The 20,428-nt window shown below is 70.2% G+C and carries 19 protein-coding genes; 14 read left to right on the top strand and 5 right to left on the bottom strand.

The window, feature by feature from the left end; translation table 11 throughout:
* Positions 1-115: 115 nt before the first annotated feature.
* Complete coding sequence (locus ACZ6I1_RS32830; RefSeq protein ID WP_215142523.1) at positions 116-295, bottom strand: hypothetical protein; 180 nt, start codon at positions 293-295, stop codon at positions 116-118.
* Between the two features lie 258 nt (positions 296-553).
* Between ACZ6I1_RS32830 and ACZ6I1_RS32825 the strand changes: the two genes are divergently transcribed.
* The 4 genes from ACZ6I1_RS32825 to ACZ6I1_RS32810 all read left to right on the top strand — a co-directional run bounded on the left by ACZ6I1_RS32825 (position 554) and on the right by ACZ6I1_RS32810 (position 4,087).
* Positions 554-1,207 (top strand): response regulator transcription factor, encoded by a 654-nt coding sequence (locus ACZ6I1_RS32825; protein WP_469292570.1) that lies wholly within the window; start codon positions 554-556, stop codon positions 1,205-1,207.
* Between the two features lie 5 nt (positions 1,208-1,212).
* Positions 1,213-2,460, top strand: coding sequence for a sensor histidine kinase (locus tag ACZ6I1_RS32820; protein ID WP_469292568.1), 1,248 nt, complete (start codon positions 1,213-1,215; stop codon positions 2,458-2,460).
* A 382-nt stretch (positions 2,461-2,842) separates the two neighbouring features.
* Entirely contained in the window at positions 2,843-3,139 is a 297-nt protein-coding gene (locus ACZ6I1_RS32815) for a DUF4193 domain-containing protein (RefSeq protein WP_030008769.1), read from the top strand.
* 12 nt (positions 3,140-3,151) lie between these two features.
* Positions 3,152-4,087 (top strand): hypothetical protein, encoded by a 936-nt coding sequence (locus ACZ6I1_RS32810; RefSeq protein ID WP_469292566.1) that lies wholly within the window; start codon positions 3,152-3,154, stop codon positions 4,085-4,087.
* A gap of 19 nt (positions 4,088-4,106) precedes the next feature.
* Here ACZ6I1_RS32810 and ACZ6I1_RS32805 read toward each other — a convergent pair whose 3' ends face one another.
* Complete coding sequence (locus tag ACZ6I1_RS32805) at positions 4,107-4,562, bottom strand: DUF3093 domain-containing protein (protein WP_469292565.1); 456 nt, start codon at positions 4,560-4,562, stop codon at positions 4,107-4,109.
* A gap of 386 nt (positions 4,563-4,948) precedes the next feature.
* Between ACZ6I1_RS32805 and ACZ6I1_RS32800 the strand changes: the two genes are divergently transcribed.
* The 8 genes from ACZ6I1_RS32800 (at position 4,949) to ACZ6I1_RS32765 (ending at position 13,034) form a co-directional block, all read left to right on the top strand.
* On the top strand, positions 4,949-6,436 hold the full coding sequence (locus tag ACZ6I1_RS32800) for a nuclease/transposase family protein (protein ID WP_469292564.1): 1,488 nt from the start codon (positions 4,949-4,951) through the stop codon (positions 6,434-6,436).
* A gap of 29 nt (positions 6,437-6,465) precedes the next feature.
* Positions 6,466-7,050, top strand: a complete 585-nt coding sequence (locus tag ACZ6I1_RS32795; RefSeq protein WP_469292563.1) for a PaaI family thioesterase — start codon at positions 6,466-6,468, stop codon at positions 7,048-7,050.
* Positions 7,050-7,586, top strand: coding sequence for a dUTP diphosphatase (gene dut / locus ACZ6I1_RS32790; protein WP_469292562.1), 537 nt, complete (start codon positions 7,050-7,052; stop codon positions 7,584-7,586). Before ACZ6I1_RS32795 ends, dut begins: the two co-directional genes overlap by 1 nt.
* Position 7,587: 1 nt before the next feature.
* Positions 7,588-8,379 carry a DUF3710 domain-containing protein gene (locus ACZ6I1_RS32785; RefSeq protein WP_469292560.1) on the top strand — a complete coding sequence of 264 codons (792 nt, stop codon included), beginning with the start codon at positions 7,588-7,590 and terminating at the stop codon, positions 8,377-8,379.
* A gap of 212 nt (positions 8,380-8,591) precedes the next feature.
* Positions 8,592-11,165, top strand: coding sequence for a DUF4118 domain-containing protein (locus ACZ6I1_RS32780; protein WP_469292559.1), 2,574 nt, complete (start codon positions 8,592-8,594; stop codon positions 11,163-11,165).
* On the top strand, positions 11,162-11,848 hold the full coding sequence (locus tag ACZ6I1_RS32775) for a response regulator (protein ID WP_469292558.1): 687 nt from the start codon (positions 11,162-11,164) through the stop codon (positions 11,846-11,848). Before ACZ6I1_RS32780 ends, ACZ6I1_RS32775 begins: the two co-directional genes overlap by 4 nt.
* Positions 11,849-11,873: 25 nt before the next feature.
* Positions 11,874-12,293 (top strand): OB-fold nucleic acid binding domain-containing protein, encoded by a 420-nt coding sequence (locus tag ACZ6I1_RS32770; RefSeq protein WP_078626234.1) that lies wholly within the window; start codon positions 11,874-11,876, stop codon positions 12,291-12,293.
* A 3-nt stretch (positions 12,294-12,296) separates the two neighbouring features.
* Complete coding sequence (locus ACZ6I1_RS32765; RefSeq protein ID WP_469292556.1) at positions 12,297-13,034, top strand: DUF3159 domain-containing protein; 738 nt, start codon at positions 12,297-12,299, stop codon at positions 13,032-13,034.
* Positions 13,035-13,122: 88 nt separating this feature from the next.
* Here ACZ6I1_RS32765 and ACZ6I1_RS32760 read toward each other — a convergent pair whose 3' ends face one another.
* Positions 13,123-13,785 carry a potassium channel family protein gene (locus ACZ6I1_RS32760; RefSeq protein ID WP_469292554.1) on the bottom strand — a complete coding sequence of 221 codons (663 nt, stop codon included), beginning with the start codon at positions 13,783-13,785 and terminating at the stop codon, positions 13,123-13,125.
* Positions 13,782-14,450 carry a potassium channel family protein gene (locus tag ACZ6I1_RS32755; protein WP_469292553.1) on the bottom strand — a complete coding sequence of 223 codons (669 nt, stop codon included), beginning with the start codon at positions 14,448-14,450 and terminating at the stop codon, positions 13,782-13,784. The genes ACZ6I1_RS32760 and ACZ6I1_RS32755 overlap by 4 nt, the downstream gene beginning before the upstream one ends.
* Before the next feature lie 231 nt (positions 14,451-14,681).
* On the opposite strand from ACZ6I1_RS32755, the gene ACZ6I1_RS32750 reads away from it, so the two are divergent.
* Complete coding sequence (locus ACZ6I1_RS32750) at positions 14,682-16,736, top strand: APC family permease (RefSeq protein WP_469292552.1); 2,055 nt, start codon at positions 14,682-14,684, stop codon at positions 16,734-16,736.
* A 128-nt stretch (positions 16,737-16,864) separates the two neighbouring features.
* On the top strand, positions 16,865-18,196 hold the full coding sequence (locus tag ACZ6I1_RS32745; RefSeq protein ID WP_469292551.1) for a class I SAM-dependent RNA methyltransferase: 1,332 nt from the start codon (positions 16,865-16,867) through the stop codon (positions 18,194-18,196).
* Positions 18,197-18,721: 525 nt separating this feature from the next.
* Here the strand turns inward: ACZ6I1_RS32745 and ACZ6I1_RS32740 are convergent.
* Positions 18,722-20,413, bottom strand: a complete 1,692-nt coding sequence (locus ACZ6I1_RS32740) for a DUF6119 family protein (protein WP_469292549.1) — start codon at positions 20,411-20,413, stop codon at positions 18,722-18,724.
* Positions 20,414-20,428: the final 15 nt, after the last annotated feature.

Genomic DNA, 20,428 nt, shown 5'->3' with positions numbered 1-20,428 from the left:
CGGGGTTTCAGACTTTTTCCCCTCCCCCCCTTTTCTGGCGGCCCCACCCCCCCCCCCCCCCCCCCCCACCCCCCCCCCGGGGTCCAGGTCTTTGCGGCAGGGCGGGGCAGGAAGGTCAGGAGGCGGGCACGGAGACCGAGACCGGAACACCGTGCTCGGCGGCGAGGCGCTGGAGGTCCTCCAGCTCCGCCTGTTCCACTTCCGCGAGGAAGTCGTCGCCCGCCTCGCGGGCCTGCCTCAGGTCCGACTGCGTGGCCCTGATGCGCTGCAGGAGACCCGCGGTGAATGCGTCCATGGTGGGTTCGCCCCCTCTTCGTGGGTCGGCGGCGGCACGTGGCTGTCCGCCGTCAGGGAGTGGATGGGGTGTGGTGACGTCCTCCCCGGCACCCTGGGCCCAGAAACCTCGCGAGACGAGGGAATCCTCACCTCCGCCCCGGCCGCGCGCCCGCTGCAGCCTGCGAGCGGCGTCTTACAGCCGGTTTACGGCCGAAACGGGCAGGATGGACGACGCAACACACGTGTGCCCTGCTGGGCTCGGAGGAAGGAAATCGACGTGCGCGTACTCGTCGTCGAGGACGAGCAGCTGCTCGCCGATGCGGTGGCCACCGGCCTGCGCCGGGAGGCCATGGCCGTGGACGTCGTGTACGACGGCGCCGCCGCCCTGGAGCGTGTCGGCGTGAACGACTACGACGTGGTCGTACTCGACCGGGACCTCCCGCTCGTGCACGGCGACGACGTCTGCCGGAAGATCGTCGAGCTCGGCCTGCCCACGCGCGTCCTGATGCTGACCGCCTCCGGCGATGTCAGCGACCGCGTGGAGGGGCTGGAGCTCGGAGCGGACGACTACCTGCCCAAGCCCTTCGCCTTCACCGAGCTGACCGCCCGCGTGCGGGCCCTCGGACGGCGCACCACCGTCGCGCTGCCGCCCGTACTGGAGCGGGCCGGGATCAAGCTGGACCCGAACCGGCGCGAGGTGTTCCGTGAGGGCAAGGAGGTGCAGCTGGCGCCCAAGGAGTTCGCGGTGCTGGAGGTCCTCATGCGCAGCGAGGGGACCGTCGTCTCCGCCGAGCAGCTGCTGGAGAAGGCGTGGGACGAGAACACCGACCCCTTCACGAACGTCGTACGGGTGACCGTGATGACCCTGCGGCGCAAGCTGGGCGAGCCCCCGGTCATCGTGACCGTGCCGGGTTCCGGATACCGGATCTGACGCGCGTGCCAGCCCATCCGGCGCCGCCGGCCGCGCCACCCAAACCGACCTGGGACCCCGGCCAGCCCGAGGGTCCTTTCCCTTGGCTGCGGCCGACCATCCGCATACGCCTCACGCTGCTGTACGGCGGGATGTTCCTGATCGCGGGGATCCTGCTGCTGTCGATCATCTACCTGCTGGCGGCCCAGGCCCTGCGCGAGGGCAACGGCATGCCGTTCACGATCGTCCGCGGCCAGAACATCGAGGTCACCAGCTCCACCTGCACCGGCGTGCGCGGCATCAACCAGCCGCTCGACCAGTTCAACGCGGCGGTCAACCAGTGCATCCTCGAACAGCGCCGGCACGCCCTGGACGACCTGCTGAGCCGGTCGCTGATGGCCCTGCTGGGGCTGAGCATCATCGCCTTCGCCTTCGGCTACGCGATGGCCGGCCGGGTGCTCTCGCCGCTCGGCAAGATCACCCGGACCGCCCGCCGGGTCGTGGGCTCCGACCTGACCCGGCGGATCGAGCTGGACGGGCCGGACGACGAGCTGAAGGAGCTCGCCGACACCTTCGACGACATGCTCAACCGGCTGGAGCGGGCCTTCACGGCCCAGCAGCGGTTCGTCGCGAACGCCTCGCACGAACTCCGGACCCCGCTCGCGATCAACCGGACCCTGCTGGAGGTGCACCTCTCCGACCCGGGGGCGCCGCTCGAGCTCCAGCAGCTCGGCAAGACCCTGCTCGCCACCAACGAGCGCAGCGAGCAGCTGGTCGAGGGCCTGCTGCTGCTGGCCCGCAGCGAGAACCAGATCGTCGAGCGCAAGCCGGTGGACCTGGCGGAGGTCGCCTCCCGCGCCCTCGATCAGGTGCGCGGGGAGGCCGAGGCGAAGGGCGTGGAGGTCCGCGGCGAGCGCGCGCCGGCCGTCGTCCAGGGCAACGGCGTGCTCCTGGAGCGGATCGCCCTCAACCTGGTGCAGAACGCCGTCCGGTACAACGTGCCGGAGGGCGGCTGGGTGGAGGTCACCACCGAGGTCCAGCACGGCTTGGCGGTCCTCGTGGTGTCGAACACGGGTCCCGTGGTTCCCGCGTACGAGGTGGACAACCTCTTCGAGCCCTTCAGACGGCTGCGTACGGAGCGAACGGGCAGCGACAAGGGTGTCGGGCTGGGTCTGTCGATCGCGCGCTCCGTGGCGCGCGCACACGGCGGACGGATCCAGGCGGTCCCCAGGGAGGGCGGTGGCCTCGTGATGCGTGTCACTCTTCCCTTGTGAGCCCCGCCACCCGTGTTCGCTTTTGGCTGAATACCTGCCCTGTGAAGACACCCGGCTTTGTGTGATCGATCACATGACCGAGTGTCGGACCATGTGCGTTCTGTGACCCCGTAGCGGCCGGAACGCCCGGGAAGTCCGGGTTTCCGGCCCCCCGGATGGCGGGAAATAAACGGGGTGGCGTTTGTGCAAGACGGCCCCCGGACCGTGTACGGTCCCGGTCGTCATCCCAGCTGATTGCTGCTTCAGGCAGGCGGCTGGGTGTCGATTGAGTAACAGACCTTGATGTGAGGCAAAATCTCCGCCTCAGGTCGGGCACAAGTCCGGCCTCTCGCGCGTTACGTGCGCTGAGACACCGCTAACACCCAGAGGGGGAGAGCGAACAATGGCAACGGACTACGACACCCCACGCAAGACCGACGACGACGTCGACAACGACAGCATTGAAGAGCTGAAGGCCCGGCGTAACGAGAAGTCGACCTCGTCCGCGGACATGGACGAATTCGACTCGGTCGAGAGCATGGAGCTTCCCGGCGCGGACCTCTCCAACGAGGAGCTGGCCGTCCGGGTCCTGCCGAAGCAGGCCGATGAGTTCACCTGCATGAGCTGCTTCCTGGTGCACCACCGCAGCCAGCTGGCACGCGAGAAGAACGGTCAGCCGATCTGCCGCGACTGCGACTGAGAGGCGTCGGCCGTGGCTGGCTCGACACCATTTCGGAGGCGCCGCTTCCGAAAGTCTGGTGATCCGGCGGAGACGCAGGCGGGAACCACGGACCCGGCAACGAGTCCTGGGACCTCCGGCGGCTCCGCCATGGGGACCGCCATCGTGCCCTCCGACACCGCCCCGGCGGTGCCGTCGGCCACAGGGGTCGACGAGGACGCCCGGCACCGGTCCGGGGCCCGTCGGCTGCAAGCCGTCAAGAACGGTGTACGCAAGGGCGGCGAAAGTGTCAGGGACGCCGCCCTGTACATCACCGAGAGGATCATCGAGAACGCACCGCGCGTTCCGGTTCGGGACCTCGCGACCCTGCGCGGGCAGTTCCCGGGCCTCGGCCCCGATCAGCTTGCCGACAAGCTGATCTCCGGCGCCACCAAGGCCACCTCCACCGTCGGCGCGGGCATCGGAGCGGCGGCCATGCTGCCCGTCCCGCCCGCCATGCCGGCGGAGCTGGCCGCGGAGATCACCGGCGTCGCCGCGATCGAACTCAAGCTCATCGCCGAGCTCCACGAGGTCTACGGACTGCGCCCGCCCGGCACGCTCAAGGAGCGCAGCCTCGCCTACCTCACCGCGTGGACCGAGGAACGCGGCGTGGACCTGACCAAGCCGACGACGCTGAACGCGGCGCTCGGCGGCCAGATGAAGCGCGAACTGCGCCAGCAGATCACGAAGCGGATGGTCCGCAACCTGCCCAGCCTCATGCCGTTCATGGTCGGTGCGGCCGTGGGCGCGGTCATGAACCGCCGGGACACGCGCAAACTCGCCGACAAGGTCCGTGGTGACCTGCGGAGCCGCGCGGTGTCCTGGGACGCCCTCCCGCAGCTCCCGCCCCTGGAGCAGCCCTCCCAGCCCCTTCCCGAGGCCACCAGGGCCGCACTCGAGGCCCCCGAACGCCACAACGGCGGGACCTGAGGTCCCGACGGGCGCGGGCTCAGCCCTTCGCCGCCAGGATCGCCGCCCGCAGGGACTCCGGCTCACGGGTGGAGACGTACACGTACGGGGTCGGATCCGCCGGATCGGTCACCTCGACGCGCACCGCGGTCGGCACGTAGCTGCGCATCAGCATGAAGGCGCGGGTGTCGGCCTTGTACGTGCGCCAGGCGCGCGACTCGTCGGCGTCCAGGATCTCGGGATCACCCAGGGCCGCCACCGGGATCCGCGCGCCCCCCGCCGCCAGCGCGCCGTTGACCACGCGCACGCGCGCGGAACCGTACGAACTCACCAGCAGCCCGGCCAGGCCCGTGCCCCCGACCAGTCCCGCCAGCAGCGGCAGCGTGCCCAGCGGCAGCAGCATCAGCGCGCACGCGAGGCCGGTCAGTACGGCGATGCCCCACCAGGAGCGGGGGGCGGTCAGACGTTCGTCGTGGTGCACGGAGGAGAGCTGCATGCCGTCAAGCCTGCCACGAGGCGACCGGCGGGTAGCCGCGCGGGTAGCCGACTGGTGATTCGGCTGGTGGCCGTGGCCGGCCATCAGTTACCTCGTTTGGGCGAGCGGAGAGTGGTGCAGGCCTGTGGTCTTGGCGGGGACGTCATTCTCGGTGGAGGCCGTCGGGCTGCTGTGGGGGCATGGAGAGGGGGATGGCTGGTGGCGCGTGGTGGGCGGAGGCGTGAGCTGCGCGCACTTGCCGATCCGTTCACTGTGGCGGCGCCCGGGGGCGCGCGGATCCGGGACCGTCTGCGCTTGTCTGCCCGTGATGCCGAAGTCTTGCGACTCGTCGGCGGGCATCTCGGCGGGCATTCTCGTGCTGATCTGGCGGAGCGGGTGCGGTCGGGATGGTGCCGGTGAAGGAGAATCGGCGGGCGGAACGTAAACGCGCGCTGACCAGGGTGTCGTCCTCACGGTGGGCGGGTGCCATCACCCGTGCGTCCGAGGACCAGTACCAGCTGTCCCTGCGGTGCCTCTTCGATGAACGGGCGTCCCTGCGCCGGGCTATCGCGAAGATCGGTAAGCGCATGGCGGTGCCCTGCGGTCAGCGGGTGGGCGGTGTGCGCGGTTATCCGACCCGGGCCGAGCGTGCACGGAAGCAGTGCCGGTCGCAGGTGCTGACCGCGCGCCTGGCCGAGGTGGAGCGGCGTATCGAGGCGGGCCATCCGGCGATCGTGGTGGGGGGCCGCCGTCTGGCGAAGGTGCGGCACCACCTCGCCGACGCCGCCCTCACCGAGGCCGAGTGGCGGGAGCGGTGGGATGCGCAGCGCCTGTTCCTGACCGCCGACGGCGAGTCGGGTGCGCCGTACGGGAACTACACGATCACCGTCGATCCCCCTGACGGCACGATCAGCCTCGTTCTCCCGGAACCGCTCAGGCACCTGGCGAACGCACCGCGCGGCCGCTACAGGCTTGCCTGCACGGTCGCCTTCAGCCACCGCCGCGAGGAATGGCTCGACCGGATCACAGCCGACCGGGCCGTGCGCTACGACATCGTGTACGACCCCGAACGGAGCCGCTGGTATCTCGACGCGTCCTGGTCCACCCCGAAGTCCATGCCGCCCACACCTGCCGAGCTGGCCGCAACCGGCGCCCGGCTCCTCGCCGTGGACCTCAACGCCGGCCACTTCGCCGCCTGCGTCGTAGACGTCCGCGGCAACCCGGTCGGCCGGCCCATCACCGTCACCACCGACCTGACAGGCCCCACGTCGCAGCGCGACGGCCGGCTCCGCGCAGCGGTCAGCGGACTCGTCCGCCTCGCGCACCAGCATCGCTGCGCCGGTTTCGCCATCGAGAACCTCGGCTTCACCGACGCCTGTGCCACCGGGCGGGAAACCATGGGCCGGGGCAGGCGCGGGAAGGCGTTCCGGCGCACCGTCGCAGGCATGCCCACCGCGAAGTTCCGTGACCGGCTGTCCGGCATGGCCCACCACCAGGGCCTCGTAGTGGTCGCGGTCGATCCCGCCTACACCTCCCGCTGGGGAACCCAGCACTGGAAGGCCCCGCTCCAGCAGCAATCCAAGACCACCGTCACCGGCCATCATGCGGCCTCGGTGGCGATCGGCAGACGCGCGCTCGGCTACGGGACACGGCGTCGGCCACGTGTGACCGCACATGACCAGAGGATCGTCGTGCGGAGAGCTACCGGCCAGACCGCAACCGTACCGAGGGCGCGTGGGACCGCGAGCCCGCCAAGGACCACAGGCACGCCAACCGCCGGCGACAAGACCTGCCGGGACCGAAGCGACCAGCTCACGCTGTTCCCCGTCTCCCAAGACCGTTCGGGGAGACAACCGGCCAGCCCGGTCTACAGTGATCCGGCCAACAGTGGCTGAGATCACCAGGAACGGTAAGGTCTGCGGCTGTGAGTGGACGAAACACAGCGCTGACGCCTCCGGCCGATGCCGCCGCGCCGGTCAGGCACCCCGATGCGCCCGCACCCGGCGAGCTCCTCGGCGCGCACTACGAGCACTGCTTCGGCTGCGGCGGGGGCCAGCCGCACGGACTCCACCTGGAGGCCCGTGCGGGTGAGGGCGTGCGCATCACCGCCGAGTTCACCGTCAAGCCCGCGCACCAGGGTGCCCCCGGCCTCGCCCACGGCGGCGTGCTGGCCACCGCGCTCGACGAGACGCTCGGCTCGCTGAACTGGCTGCTGCGCGTCATCGCCGTGACCGGGCGGCTGGAGACCGACTTCGTGCGGCCCGTGCCGGTGGACACCGTGCTGTACCTGGAGGCCGAGGTCACCGCCGTGGCCGGCCGGAAGATCTACTGCAGCGCGGTGGGCCGGATAGGCGGGCCCGAGGGCCCCGTCGCCGTCCGTGCGGACGCGCTGTTCATCGAGGTGAAGGTCGACCACTTCATCGACAACGGTCGGCCCGAGGAGATCCGGGCGGCGATGGCCGACCCGGACCAGGTCAGGCGCGCCCGCGCCTTCGAGGTGAACCCCTGATGTCCCTGAACGACCACGCCCCGGTCGACGTGCTGATCCGCCGCGTCGACCCCGAGGTGCCCCTCCCCGCCTACAGTCACCCCGGTGACGCGGGCTGCGACCTGGTGACCACCCGGGCCGCGGAACTCGAGCCGGGCGAGCGCACCGTACTCCCCACCGGGGTCTCCATCGCCCTGCCCGACGGGTACGCCGCCTTCGTGCACCCGCGCTCCGGCCTGGCCGCCCGCTGCGGGCTCGCGCTCGTGAATGCCCCGGGGACGGTGGATGCCGGGTACCGTGGGGAGATCAAGGTGATCGTGGTCAATCTCGACCCTCGCGAGAGCGTCCGGTTCGAGCGTTTCGACCGCATTGCCCAGCTGGTTGTCCAGCGGGTCGAGAAGGTGCGCTTCCACGAGGTGGCGGAACTTCCCGGCTCGGCCCGGGCCGAGGGGGGTTTCGGCTCCACCGGCGGTCATCCGGCCGTGGCCGGATCCGGCACTGGTCAGCAGGGTGGGAATGGCTACGCTTCGGTCGTAACCGACCGGGAAGGACAGTGACGTGTTCGGACGTCGCAAGAAGAACGACTCCGCCAAGGACGGCGGCGCGGCCGAGCAGGTCGATGGCCGTGTGTCCGGCCTGGACGCCGGCGAGCAGGACGGCGCCGACGAGCTCGACGCGGCCCAGCCGCGCCGTGTGAACCTGCCTCCGGCCCCGCGGCCCGACGGCCCGTGGGACGTGTCCGAGGTGCTCGGCAACCCGGCCGACGGCCGGGTGGACCTGGGCGGCATCTTCGTCCCCGGGGTCGAGGGCATGGAGCTGCGGGTCGAGGTCGCCGGTGACGCGATCGTCGCCGCGACCGTCGTCCTGGGCGACAGCGCCGTACAGCTGCAGGCCTTCGCCGCACCGCGCAAGGAAGGCATCTGGGGCGAGGTCCGCGAGGAGATCGCCGCGGGCATCACCCAGCAGGGCGGCATCATCGACGAGGTCGAGGGTCCGCTGGGCTGGGAGCTGCGCGCGCAGGTCCCCGTACCGCTCCCGGACGGGCAGACCGGCGCGCAGCTGGTCCGCTTCGTCGGCGTCGACGGTCCGCGCTGGTTCCTGCGCGGTGTCATCTCCGGCCAGGGCGCGGTGCGTCCCGAGTCGGCGGGTGTCCTCGAGCAGATCTTCCGCGACACCGTCGTGGTCCGCGGTGACGGCCCGATGGCCCCCCGCGACCCGATCGTCCTGAAGCTGCCGAACGACGCCCAGATGGTGCCGGACGGCGTGCAGACGGAGGAGCAGGAAGGCTCCCGCTTCGGCGGCGGCATGGGACAGCTCGAGCGCGGCCCGGAGATCACCGAGGTCCGCTGACCCGGTGCCGCCCCCTGGGGGGCACGACTGCGTTTCGGGCCGGTGGGCCCCACCCCGACGGGTGGGGCCCACCGGCTCGTGGCGCCACCGTCTTCTGCCGCGACCGCCTTTTTCGGAGTGACTGGCTGCGGCCGCGTCAGGGATCCGTCAGGGATGCGCGTCCGGCCCCCCATCGGTGCGTGGACGGTGCGGGCGTCCCCGAGAATGGGCGCATGGGACGCGGCAGGCTAAGGATCTATCTCGGCGCGGCGCCCGGTGTGGGCAAGACCTACGCGATGCTCTCCGAAGCCCACCGCAGGGTGGAGCGGGGAGCCGACTGCGCCGTCGGGTTCGTCGAACACCACGGGCGGCCGCGTACCGAGGTCATGCTGCACGGCCTGGAACAGGTGGCCCGCAGGGAGCTGACCCACCGCGGGGCGGTCTTCACCGAGATGGACGTGGACGCCGTCCTCGCCCGGCGGCCGGACGTGGCGCTGGTGGACGAGCTCGCGCACACCAACGTGCCCGGCTCGCGCAACGCCAAGCGCTGGCAGGACGTGGAGGAGCTGCTGCGGGCCGGCATCGACGTGGTGTCGACCGTCAACATCCAGCACCTGGAGTCCCTCGGGGACGTGGTCGAGTCGATCACCGGGGTCCGCCAGCGGGAGACCGTGCCGGACGACGTGGTGCGGCGGGCCGACCAGATCGAGCTCGTCGACATGTCCCCGCAGGCCCTGCGCCGGCGGATGGCGCACGGGAACATCTACCAGCCGGACAAGGTCGACGCGGCCCTGTCCAACTACTTCCGCCCCGGCAACCTGACCGCCCTGCGCGAGCTCGCGCTGCTGTGGGTGGCCGACCGGGTGGACGAGTACCTCCAGCAGTACCGCGGCGAGCACGGCATCCGCTCCACCTGGCAGGCGCGGGAGCGGATCGTCGTGGGGGTCACCGGCGGGCCGGAGGGGCGCACGCTCATCCGGCGCGCCTCCCGCATCGCGGCCAAGGGATCGGGCAGCGAGATCCTCGCCGTCTACATCGCCCGCAGCGACGGGCTCACCTCGGCCTCGCCGAAGGAGCTCGCCGTCCAGCGGACGCTGGTGGAGGACCTAGGCGGAACGTTTCATCATGTGATCGGCGACAACGTCCCCGAGGCGCTCCTCGCCTTCGCCCACGGGGTCAACGCCACCCAGATCGTGCTCGGCTCCAGCCGCCGGAAGGCCTGGCAGTACGTCTTCGGCCCGGGCGTCGGGGCCACCGTCGCCCGCGACTCGGGACCCGACCTCGACGTCCACATCGTCACGCACGAGGCGGTGGCCCGCGGGCGCGGCCTCCCCGGGGTCCGCTCGGCGGCCCGCCTCGGCCGGCCCCGGATCGCGGCGGGCTGGGTGGTGGGCGCGGCCCTCCCCGTCCTGCTGTGCCTGCTCCTCACGCACATCGACGCGGACCTCGGGCTCGCCAACGACATGCTGCTCTTCCTGTCGCTGACGGTGGCGGCCGCGCTGCTGGGCGGCCTCTGGCCGGCCCTGGCCTCCGCCGCCGTCGGATCGCTGCTGCTGAACTACTTCTTCGCCCCGCCCCTGCACCGGCTCACGGTCTCCGACCCCAAGAACATCCTCGCCATCGCCGTCTTCTTCGGGGTCGCCGTCTCCGTGGCCTCCGTGGTCGACCTGGCCGCGCGGCGCACGCACCAGGCGGCGCGGCTGCGCGCCGAGTCCGAGATCCTCTCCTTCCTGGCCGGCAGCGTGCTGCGCGGGGAGACCAGCCTGGACGCGCTGCTGGTGCGGGTGCGCGAAACCTTCGGCATGCAGTCCGTGGCCCTCCTGGAACGCGCCGGCGGCGTCGAGCCGTGGAAGCGGGCCGGCAGCGTCGGCCCCGGCCCGGTGGACCGGCCCGAGGACGCCGACGTCGACATGCCGATCGGCGACCACATGGCGCTGGCCCTGTCGGGGCGGGTGCTGCCCGCCGAAGACCGCCGGGTGCTGGGCGCCTTCGCCGCCCAGGCCGCGGTGGTCCTGGACCGGCAGCGCCTCGTCGGGGAGGCCGAGGAGGCCCGCCGGATGGCCGAGGGGAACCGGATCCGGACCGCGCTGCTGGCCGCCGTCAGCCATGACCTCCGTACGCCGCTGGCCTCGATCAAGGCGTCCGTGACCTCCCTGCGCTCCGACGACGTGGACTGGTCCGAGGAGGACCGGGCCGAACTCCTCGAGGGCATCGAGGACGGCGCCGACCGGCTCGACCACCTCGTGGGCAACCTGCTGGACATGTCCCGGCTGCAGACCGGCACCGTCACCCCGCTGATCAGGGAGATCGACCTCGACGAGGTGGTCCCGATGGCGTTGGGCGGCGTACCGGAGGACAGCGTGCTGCTCGACGTCCCCGAGACGCTGCCGATGGTGGCGGTGGACCCGGGGCTGCTGGAGCGGACCGTGGCCAACGTGGTCGAGAACGCCGTCAAGTACAGCCCCCTGGGGAAGCGGGTGCTGGTCGCGGCCAGCTTCCTCGGCGACCGGGTCGAGGTACGGGTCGTCGACCGGGGGCCGGGCGTGCCCGACGAGGCCAAGGACAAGATCTTCGCCCCGTTCCAGCGGTACGGGGACGCGCCGCGCGGAGCGGGGGTGGGCCTCGGGCTCGCCGTCGCCCGGGGCTTCGCCGAGGCGATGGACGGCGCCCTCAGGGCCGAGGACACCCCCGGCGGCGGGCTGACCATGGTGCTGACCCTGCGGGCGGCGCCGCGGGACGGAGCGGACATAGTGGAACGTGATCACGACCGTGATCGGATGATGCGACAGAAGGCAGGACCGCAATGACCCGGGTGCTCGTGGTGGAAGACGAGCCGCAGATCGTCCGAGCCCTCGTGATCAATCTGAAGGCACGCTCGTACGAGGTCGACGCGGCGGCCGACGGCGCGAGCGCCCTCGAGCTCGCCGCGGCCCGCCACCCCGACGTGGTCCTCCTCGACCTGGGCCTGCCCGACATGGACGGCATCGAGGTGATCAAGGGGCTGCGCGGCTGGACCCGGGTGCCGATCCTGGTCCTCTCCGCCCGCCACACCTCCGACGAGAAGGTGGAGGCACTGGACGCGGGCGCCGACGACTACGTCACCAAGCCGTTCGGCATGGACGAGCTGCTGGCCCGGCTGCGCGCCGCCGTCCGCCGGGCCGAGCCGTCCGCCGGGCCCGGCGAGGAGGAGGTGGTCGTGGAGACCGACGCCTTCACGGTGGACCTGGCCGCGAAGAAGGCCGTACGGGAGGGGCGCGACGTACGGCTCACGCCCACCGAGTGGCACCTGCTGGAGGTCCTGGTCCGCAACGGCGGGAAGCTCGTCAGCCAGAAGCAGCTGCTGCAGGAGGTCTGGGGACCCTCGTACGGCACGGAGACGAACTACCTGCGGGTCTACATGGCGCAATTGCGGCGCAAACTGGAGGCCGACCCCTCGCACCCGCGGCACTTCATCACCGAACCGGGCATGGGATACCGCTTCGAGAGGTAGTGGGCACGCCGGTACGCTTCCTGTTATGAGTGCTGAACCGCGTCCCGAGAAGCCCGCGAAGCCGGCCAGGCCGGCGGGCCGGTTCCGCCGGATGATTGAGCGGCTGTCCACCTCCCAGGAGGAGCTGCATTCGGCGGAGCTGCAAGAGGACGCAGAAGCCGCGGGGTGCACGCGGATCTGCGACTGCCACGACCGGCAGATAGTCAAGGTGACCGGAACCCTGCGTACCGTCACCCTGCGGCCGCGCGCGGGAGTCCCCGCCCTGGAGGCGGAGCTGTTCGACGGCTCGGCCGCGCTGGACGTGGTGTGGCTCGGGCGTCGCTCGATCGTGGGAATCGAGCCCGGCCGGCGCATGATCGCCTCAGGGCGGATCTCCATGACCCACGGCCGTCGGGTGCTCTTCAACCCGAAGTACGAACTCCGACCGCTCGGACAGGAGCACTGACCGGTGACGTCACTCGACAAACCGACCAACCCGGAACCCCCCGCCTCGGTATCCGGCCCTCCCGCCGATGACCAGGGCGCGGTGACGCAGGCGGCGCTGTTCGACGCCTTCGGAGGCATCCGGGGGACCGTGGAGACGATGCTCCCCGGGCTGCTCTTCGTCATGATCTACACGATCAACCGGGACGTGAAGCTCTCCGCGATCGCGGCGGGCGCGGTAGCGGTCCTGCTGGTGATCGTGCGGCTGCTGCGCAAGGACACGGTGAAGCACGCCTTCAGCGGGGTCTTCGGCGTGGGCGTGGGCGTGGCCTTCGCCCTGTTCACGGGCAGCGCGAAGGGCTTCTACCTGCCGGGCATGATCTACGGCGCCGGTCTCGGCGTGGCCTTCACGGTCTCGGCACTGGCGGGCTTCCCGCTGCTGGGCGTGATCCTCGGGCCGGTGTTCAAGGAGAACCTGTCCTGGCGCACGCGCAACCCCGGCCGCAAGAAGGCGTACACGAAGGCCAGCCTGGCCTGGGGCATCATCTTCCTGGCCAAGTACGCGATCCTCTTCCCGCTGTACTGGTGGGGCGACGCGACGCAGCTGGGCTGGGTCCTGATCGCGCTGAAGCTTCCGCCGATGGTGCTCGCGGTGTACTTCACCTGGGTGTTCCTGGCGAAGGCCCCGCCGCCGATCGACGTGATCGCGGAGTGGGAGGCCAAGGAGGCCGCCGAAGCCGCGGCCCGCGAGAACCGGGCCTGATCCGGCCGCGCCGGCCCGGAACCGGCGGCCGGGCAGTGCGAAGGGGGCGGGGCGACCGATCCGGTCGCCCCGCCCCCTTCGTCGTCTGCTAGCGGCGGGCCTGGAGGAGGTCCTCCAGCTGCTGCTCCCGGGCCTGCGCGGCCACGAAGAGGAGCTCGTCACCCGGCTCCAGGGTCTCCTCCCCGTGCGGGGTGAGCACCCGGTTGCCCCGGATGATCGTGACCAGCGAGGTGTCCTCGGGCCAGGAGATGTCGCTGATCTGGGTGCCCGCGACGGAGGAATCCGCCGGCAGGGTCAGCTCGACGAGGTTCGCGTCGCCGTGGCTGAAGCGCAGCAGCCGCACCAGGTCGCCGACGCTGACGGCCTCCTCGACCAGGGCCGACATCAGACGCGGCGTGGACACCGCGACGTCGACGCCCCAGGACTCGTTGAAGAGCCATTCGTTCTTCGGGTTGTTGACGCGGGCCACCACACGCGGGACCCCGTACTCGGTCTTGGCGAGCAGCGAGACGACGAGGTTGACCTTGTCGTCGCCGGTCGCCGCGATGACCACGTTGCAGCGCTGCAGCGCCGCCTCGTCCAGCGAGGTGATCTCGCAGGCGTCGGCCAGCAGCCACTCGGCCTGCGGCACCCGTTCCACCGAGATGGCGGTCGGGGCCTTGTCGACCAGGAGCACCTCGTGGCCGTTCTCCAGCAGCTCGCCCGCGATGGAGCGGCCCACCGCGCCTGCCCCGGCGATCGCGACTCTCATGCGTGTGCCTCCTCAGGCCCCTCGGCGAAGGCCGCCTCGACCTTGTCGATCTCGTCCGTGCGCATCATCACGTGCACGAGGTCGCCCTCCTGGAGGACGGTCGCCGACGTGGGCAGCATGGCTTCACCCAGGCGGGTGAGGAAGGCGACGCGGACGCCCGTCTCCTCCTGCAGTTTGCTGACCTTGTGCCCGATCCACGCGGGCGAGGCGTGCACCTCGGCGAGCTGCACACCGCCGCTCGGGTCCCGCCACAGCGGCTCGGCGCCCGAGGGCAGCAGCCGGCGCAGCATCTGGTCGGCGGTCCACCGCACGGTGGCCACGGTGGGGATGCCCAGGCGCTGGTAGACCTCGGCGCGCTTGGGGTCGTAAATACGGGCGGCGACGTTCTCCACGCCGAACATCTCGCGGGCCACGCGGGCGGCGATGATGTTGGAATTGTCACCACTGCTGACGGCGGCGAAAGCACCCGCCTCCTCGATTCCGGCCTCCCTCAGGGTGTCCTGGTCGAAGCCGACCCCGGTGACGCGGCGGCCGCCGAATCCGGCCCCCAGCCGGCGGAATGCGGTGGGGTCCTGGTCGACGACGGCGACCGTATGCCCCTGCTGTTCCAGGGTCTGCGCGAGGGCGGAACCCACTCTTCCGCAACCCATGATGACGATGTGCACGGCCGTCCTTCCGGCTGTCAGCGGCTCGCTGGTTCCCAGCCTCATTGCATGCTCTGGTTTAACAGGGTCTCAGACCATGGCCCAAGCTACACACGGGCGGTCACGAGTGTGACTTCTTGCCGTGCACTCGGTGTGCACCGCAGGTGTACGCGAGGAGGAATTGCGGCGGGATTGCACGGAGAAGGGGTGGGGGGTTCGTCAGTCCGATTTCCAACGCTTACGATCCTCTGCGTGTCCAAACTGACCGACGTGCCCAAACGGATCCTGATCGGCCGGGCGCTACGCAGCGACCGCCTCGGAGAAACCCTCCTCCCCAAGCGGGTCGCCCTCCCCGTCTTCGCCTCCGACCCGCTCTCCTCCGTGGCATATGCCCCGGGCGAGGTCCTGCTGGTCCTGTCGATCGCGGGCGTGTCGGCGTACCAGTTCAGCCCGTGGATCGCCGCCGCGGTCGTCGTGCTGATGTTCACGGTGGTCGCGTCCTACCGGCAGAACGTCCACGCCTATCCGAGCGGCGGCGGTGACTACGAGGTCGCCAACACCAATCTCGGGCCCAAGGCCGGTCTCACGGTGGCGAGCGCCCTGCTCGTCGACTACGTCCTGACCGTCGCCGTTTCCATCTCCTCCGGAGTCGAGAACCTCGGCTCCGCCGTCGATTTCGTCATCGAGCACAAGGTGCTCTCGGCGATCGTCATGATTCTTCTGCTCACGCTGATGAATCTGCGCGGCGTGAAGGAGTCCGGAACCCTCTTCGCCATCCCGACCTACGTCTTCGTCGGGGCCGTCTTCATCATGATCGCCTGGGGTGCCTGGCGGGGCATCGTCGCCGGCGACACCATGACGGCCCCCACCGCGGACCTGGAGATCAAGGCCGAGCACCAGGGCCTGGCCGGATTCGCGCTGGTCTTCCTGCTGCTGCGGGCCTTCTCCTCAGGCTGCGCGGCCCTCACGGGCGTCGAGGCCATCAGCAACGGCGTCCCCGCCTTCCGCAAGCCCAAGAGCAAGAACGCGGCCACCACCCTGCTGCTCATGGGCGGTCTGGCCGTCACCATGTTCTGCGGGATCATCGGCCTGGCCATGGCCACGAACGTGCGGATGGCCGAGAAGCCCGCCCAGGACCTGCTCAGGGACGGCGTCCCCGTCGGCGAAGGCTACGTCCAGCACCCGGTGATCTCCCAGGTCGCCGAGGCCGTCTTCGGCAGCGGCAGCATCCTGTTCATCGTGCTCGCCGCAGCCACCGCGCTGGTCCTGTTCCTGGCCGCCAACACCGCGTACAACGGCTTCCCGCTGCTCGGCTCGATCCTCGCCCAGGACCGCTACCTGCCGCGCCAGCTGCACACCCGCGGCGACCGGCTCGCCTTCTCCAACGGCATCGTGCTCCTCGCGGGCGCCGCCATGCTGCTCGTGTGGCTCTACGACGCCGACTCGACCAAGCTGATCCAGCTCTACATCGTCGGCGTGTTCGTCTCCTTCACGCTCAGCCAGATCGGCATGGTCCGGCACTGGAACCGCCACCTGAAGTCCGAGCAGGCCCCGGCCGCCCGCCGCCGGATGCACCGCTCCCGGGCCATCAACACCTTCGGCGCCTTCTTCACCGGCATGGTGCTGGTCGTCGTCCTCGCCACCAAGTTCACCCACGGCGCCTGGGTCGCCCTGCTCGGAATGGTGATCTTCTACGCCACGATGAGCGCGATCCGCAAGCACTACGACCGGGTCTCCGCCGAGATCGCCGCCGCCGAGGGGCCGAGCGAAGACAGCGTGCGGCCCTCCCGGGTCCACTCGATCGTCCTGGTCTCCAAGGTCCACAAGCCCACGCTGCGCGCCCTGGCCTTCGCCAAGCTGACCCGCTCGGACACCCTGGAGGCGCTCAGCATCAGCGTCGACCAGGCCGAGACCAAGGCGCTGCGCGAGGAGTGGGACCGGCGCGGGATCAACGTCCCGCTCAAGATCCTCGACTCCCCGTACCGGGAGATCACCCGGCCGGTGGTGGAGTACGTGAAGGGCCTGCGCAGCGAGAACCCGCGCGACGCGGTCAGCGTGTACATCCCCGAGTACGTCGTCGGCCGCTGGTACGAGCACCTGCTGCACAACCAGAGCGCGCTGCGGCTCAAGGGCCGGCTGCTGTTCACGCCCGGTGTGATGGTCACGTCGGTGCCCTACCAGCTGGAGTCCTCGGAGCTCGCCAAGAGGCGGGCCAAGAAGCGCCAGGAGTGGAACGCCCCGGGCGCGGTGCGCCGCGGCCCGGTGGACACCCCGCGCCCTCCCCGGGAGCCGTCCGCGAAGGGCTGACGGGTTGCCGACCGGGGTGCCGAACGGTCGCCGAACGGGATGGTGAACGGCCGGACGAGATCCACGTAAACTGGTGGGTCGGTCGTCCGGCCGTTCCTTTTGATCCACTTCCTTGGAGTCTCCCCACCATGACCGAGCAGAACGAGAAGCAGTCACTGGTCGGGGAGGAGTACGAGGTCGAGGTCGGCCCCGTCGCACACGGCGGGCACTGCATCGCCCGGACCGAGGACGGCCGCGTCCTGTTCGTACGCCACACGCTGCCCGGCGAGAAGGTCGTCGCGAAGGTCACGGAGGGCGAGGCCGACTCCCGCTTCCTGCGCGCGGACGCCATCACGATCCTCGAGGCCTCCAAGGACCGCGTGCCCGCCCCCTGCCCGTACGCCGGCCCCGGCAAGTGCGGCGGCTGCGACTGGCAGCACGCCAAGCCGGGCGCCCAGCGCCGGCTCAAGGGCGAGGTCGTCGCCGAGCAGCTGAAGAGGCTCGCCGGGCTCACCCCCGAGGAGGCCGGCTGGGACGGCACCGTCATGCCCGCGGAAGGCGACAAGCTGCCGGCGGGCCAGGTCCCCCAGTGGCGGACCCGCGTCCAGTTCGCCATCGACGAGGACGGCAACGCGGGCCTGCGCAAGCACCGTTCGCACGACATCGAACTGATCGACCACTGCATGATCGCGGCGCCGGGCGTCAGCGAGCTGGGCATCGAGAAGCAGGACTGGCCCCAGATGGCCTCCGTCGAGGCCATCGCCGCCTCGGGCTCCGGCGACCGCCAGGTGGTCCTCACCCCACGCCCCGGCGGCCGCCTCCCGCTCGTCGAGCTGGACAAGCCGGTCTCGGTCCTCCGGGTCGAGGAGAAGGACGGCGGGGTCCACCGCGTCCACGGCCGCCCCTTCGTCCGCGAGCGCGCCGACGGCCGCACCTACCGCGTCGGCATGGGCGGCTTCTGGCAGGTCCACCCGCAGGCCGCCGACACCCTGATCAAGGCCGTCATGCAGGGCCTGATGCCGCGCAAGGGCGAGATGGCCCTCGACCTGTACTGCGGCGTCGGCATCTTCGCGGGTGCCCTCGCGGAACGCCTCGGCGACACGGGCGCCGTACTCGGCATCGAGTCGACGAAGCGCGCGGTCGAGGACGCCCGCCACAACCTGGCGGACTTCCCCCGCGTCCGCATCGAACAGGGCAAGGTCGAGCAGATCCTCCCGAAGACCGGCATCACCGAGTGCGACCTGGTCGTCCTCGACCCCCCGCGCGCCGGCGCCGGCAAGCAGACGGTCCGCCACATCGCGGGCCTCTCCGCCCGCCGCATCGCCTACGTGGCCTGCGACCCGGCAGCCCTGGCCCGCGACCTGGGCTACTTCAAGGAAAACGGCTACAAGCCCCGCACCCTGCGCGTCTTCGACCTCTTCCCGATGACCCATCATGTCGAGTGCGTCGCGATCCTGGAGCCCGTTGGAAAGGGCCTCTGACCTGGGGTTATTCGTCTACGTAGGCACCTCCACCTGTTTTCCGACCGACAACAGGTGGAGACCTATGTTCACGGCTGCAGCCCATTGACCTGCGGTTTTGGGTAGCCAAAGAGGGGGCATGGCCGAGACCTCGCTGGATCGCTCAGTGTCTTGACGCACGAATGACGCACATCCAGCGCCATGGCTGACGGTCCATTAGCAACGTGTAGCCGCTACTTGGGCCGTCCTGAACGGTGTTCTTCGCGCCTCTCGCCGATACAGGCCAGCGCCGGACGGCTTGGGGTGTGGCTGGCCGATTTCGGCAAACATCCGTGTGTAGATGTGACTTTGTGTGATGGCGCGCCTGGGCGGGAGAGCGGTCAGCGCGGACTGTAGCGACCTGGGATGCCGTCGCTCGATAGGCCTGTCAGCGCACCAGTCAACGGCGCGGCTGCGCGCGCATCGCCGCTGTTGACCCTTCGCTGGGGAGGTTCCAGCCCGCTCTTGTTGTCCGCGGTCGCTGTAGCACGCTGCAGCAGTGCGGGCTCAGCGTCGGATAGCGACGACCTCGACCTCTGCGTTCATCGCGCGCAAGCGACGTGCCGACTGGAGGAGGGAGACCTGGGCGAAGGCGAAGAGGGAGTCGACAGTGATCTCCTTTCCGTCTTTGAGGAGGATGGCGAGCACGACCTTCAGCGTGCCGAAGTCGCTCAGGAGACGGTGCTCGGGAGTACGGTCCGCAACCTGCCCCAGGAAGGCGCTGCGAATGGCTTTGTCGCTGCGCAGGGTTTCGACGGCGGTGACCGCCTGGGCGAAGAGGTGGTTCAGCGGTGCGGTGCCGTTGCTGCTGGTGGCCTTCTTGACGCAGATCAGCTGGTTGTCCGGGCCGAGGACATCGCAGACCTCCAGGCCGCCACCATTGAACTTGTCCGTGACGATGTTCTTCTTGTCGAAGAGGAGGTAGCCCTCCTGGCCTGCCGCCTGCTTGTTGTACCAGTCCTCATCGTGAGAGTCCCGCCCCTTGGCGTTCGGTGCTCCCTTTGGCCAGGCGGGCAGTTGGACGCTGGCCGACTTGCCGAGCAGTTCCCGGAGCTCTTCCTCCAGCGTCTCGAGGAATCCGGCTCCCACCTCGTACCACTTTCCGTGGCCGTAGAAGTACCGCACTGTTTCCACAGGGACGTCCGCGATGAGCCACTCCTTGCCGGTGGTCGCGGCGCTGGTCGGCGTTTTCAAGTCGTCGTCGCTGAACATGACGACCCGGACTTGGCCGAGCGCTTTGAGGCGCTCTCCCTCGGTCTTGTCCGAGACGAAGCCGAGGAGGACCGGAAGGTCCAGGTCGGTGACGTCGATGCTGCGGCTACCCGAGCTGATCCGGAACGCCTGGGCGGAGCCGAAGCCCTCCTGGCAGCTCTCCGGAACTCCCAGCGTGAGCCGCGGGTGAGTAGGGTGGGCGAGCATGCGCTCAAGGACTGCCTGGGCGTCCACCGCCTTGCGGCTGCGCTTGTCCAGCGTGCGGAGCCGATCGACGAAGCCCAGTTCGGGCAGCGGATCCGGGCGCGAGCAGACCTCCTCTATCGCGCGCAGGTCGTTGAGGAATTCCTCCGGGGTGGTGGCCAGCGGCAGCTTGATGGTCGACTCGGAACACTCGACTCGAACATGCTTGGAGCTACCGGCGGGCAGTGAGGTCAACGGGATGCCGCTGACTGTTCCACAGACGCGGCGGACGACTGCGCCGAACCGGTCGAGTCCGAAGCCGTCGATACGCTCTCCCCGGGCGACGGAGTACTCGTCGACGCGCCCTCGTCCGTCCATGATCTGGTTGCGCACCTTGATGATGCCGTCCTCGTCGAGGCAGCGGGTGGCGAACTCCAGGCCGAATTCATCATCACGGTAGTACGGGTCCAGCATGTGCTGGCCGACCCCGTAACTCAGGGCGTACAGGCCGCGCTCGGTGCGCATGAGCACCAGGCCCGCAGCGGAGTGATTCCGTTCGTTGACCTCCAGGCCGGTGATCCGCTCCACGGCCGGGCACCAATCGGCGCGGTCTCGGGGGATGCCCCCGTTCACCAGCAGCCCGGTGACGCCCTGCCAGGCGAACTCGCGGACTTGGTATCCGGGTCTATCGAGATAGTGAGGACGCACAAGAGTGCGGAGTTCCACCTCGCCACCGCTAGGAACAGTGAGCCGGTGCAACGTGGACTTTCGGGTGCCGGTGCTGCTCTTCTCCTTTGCCGCCACGTGATACTCCTTCGA

Source organism: Streptomyces sp. NPDC046303 (assembly GCF_055588085.1).
This window is presented reverse-complemented; position numbering and strand designations above follow the sequence as displayed.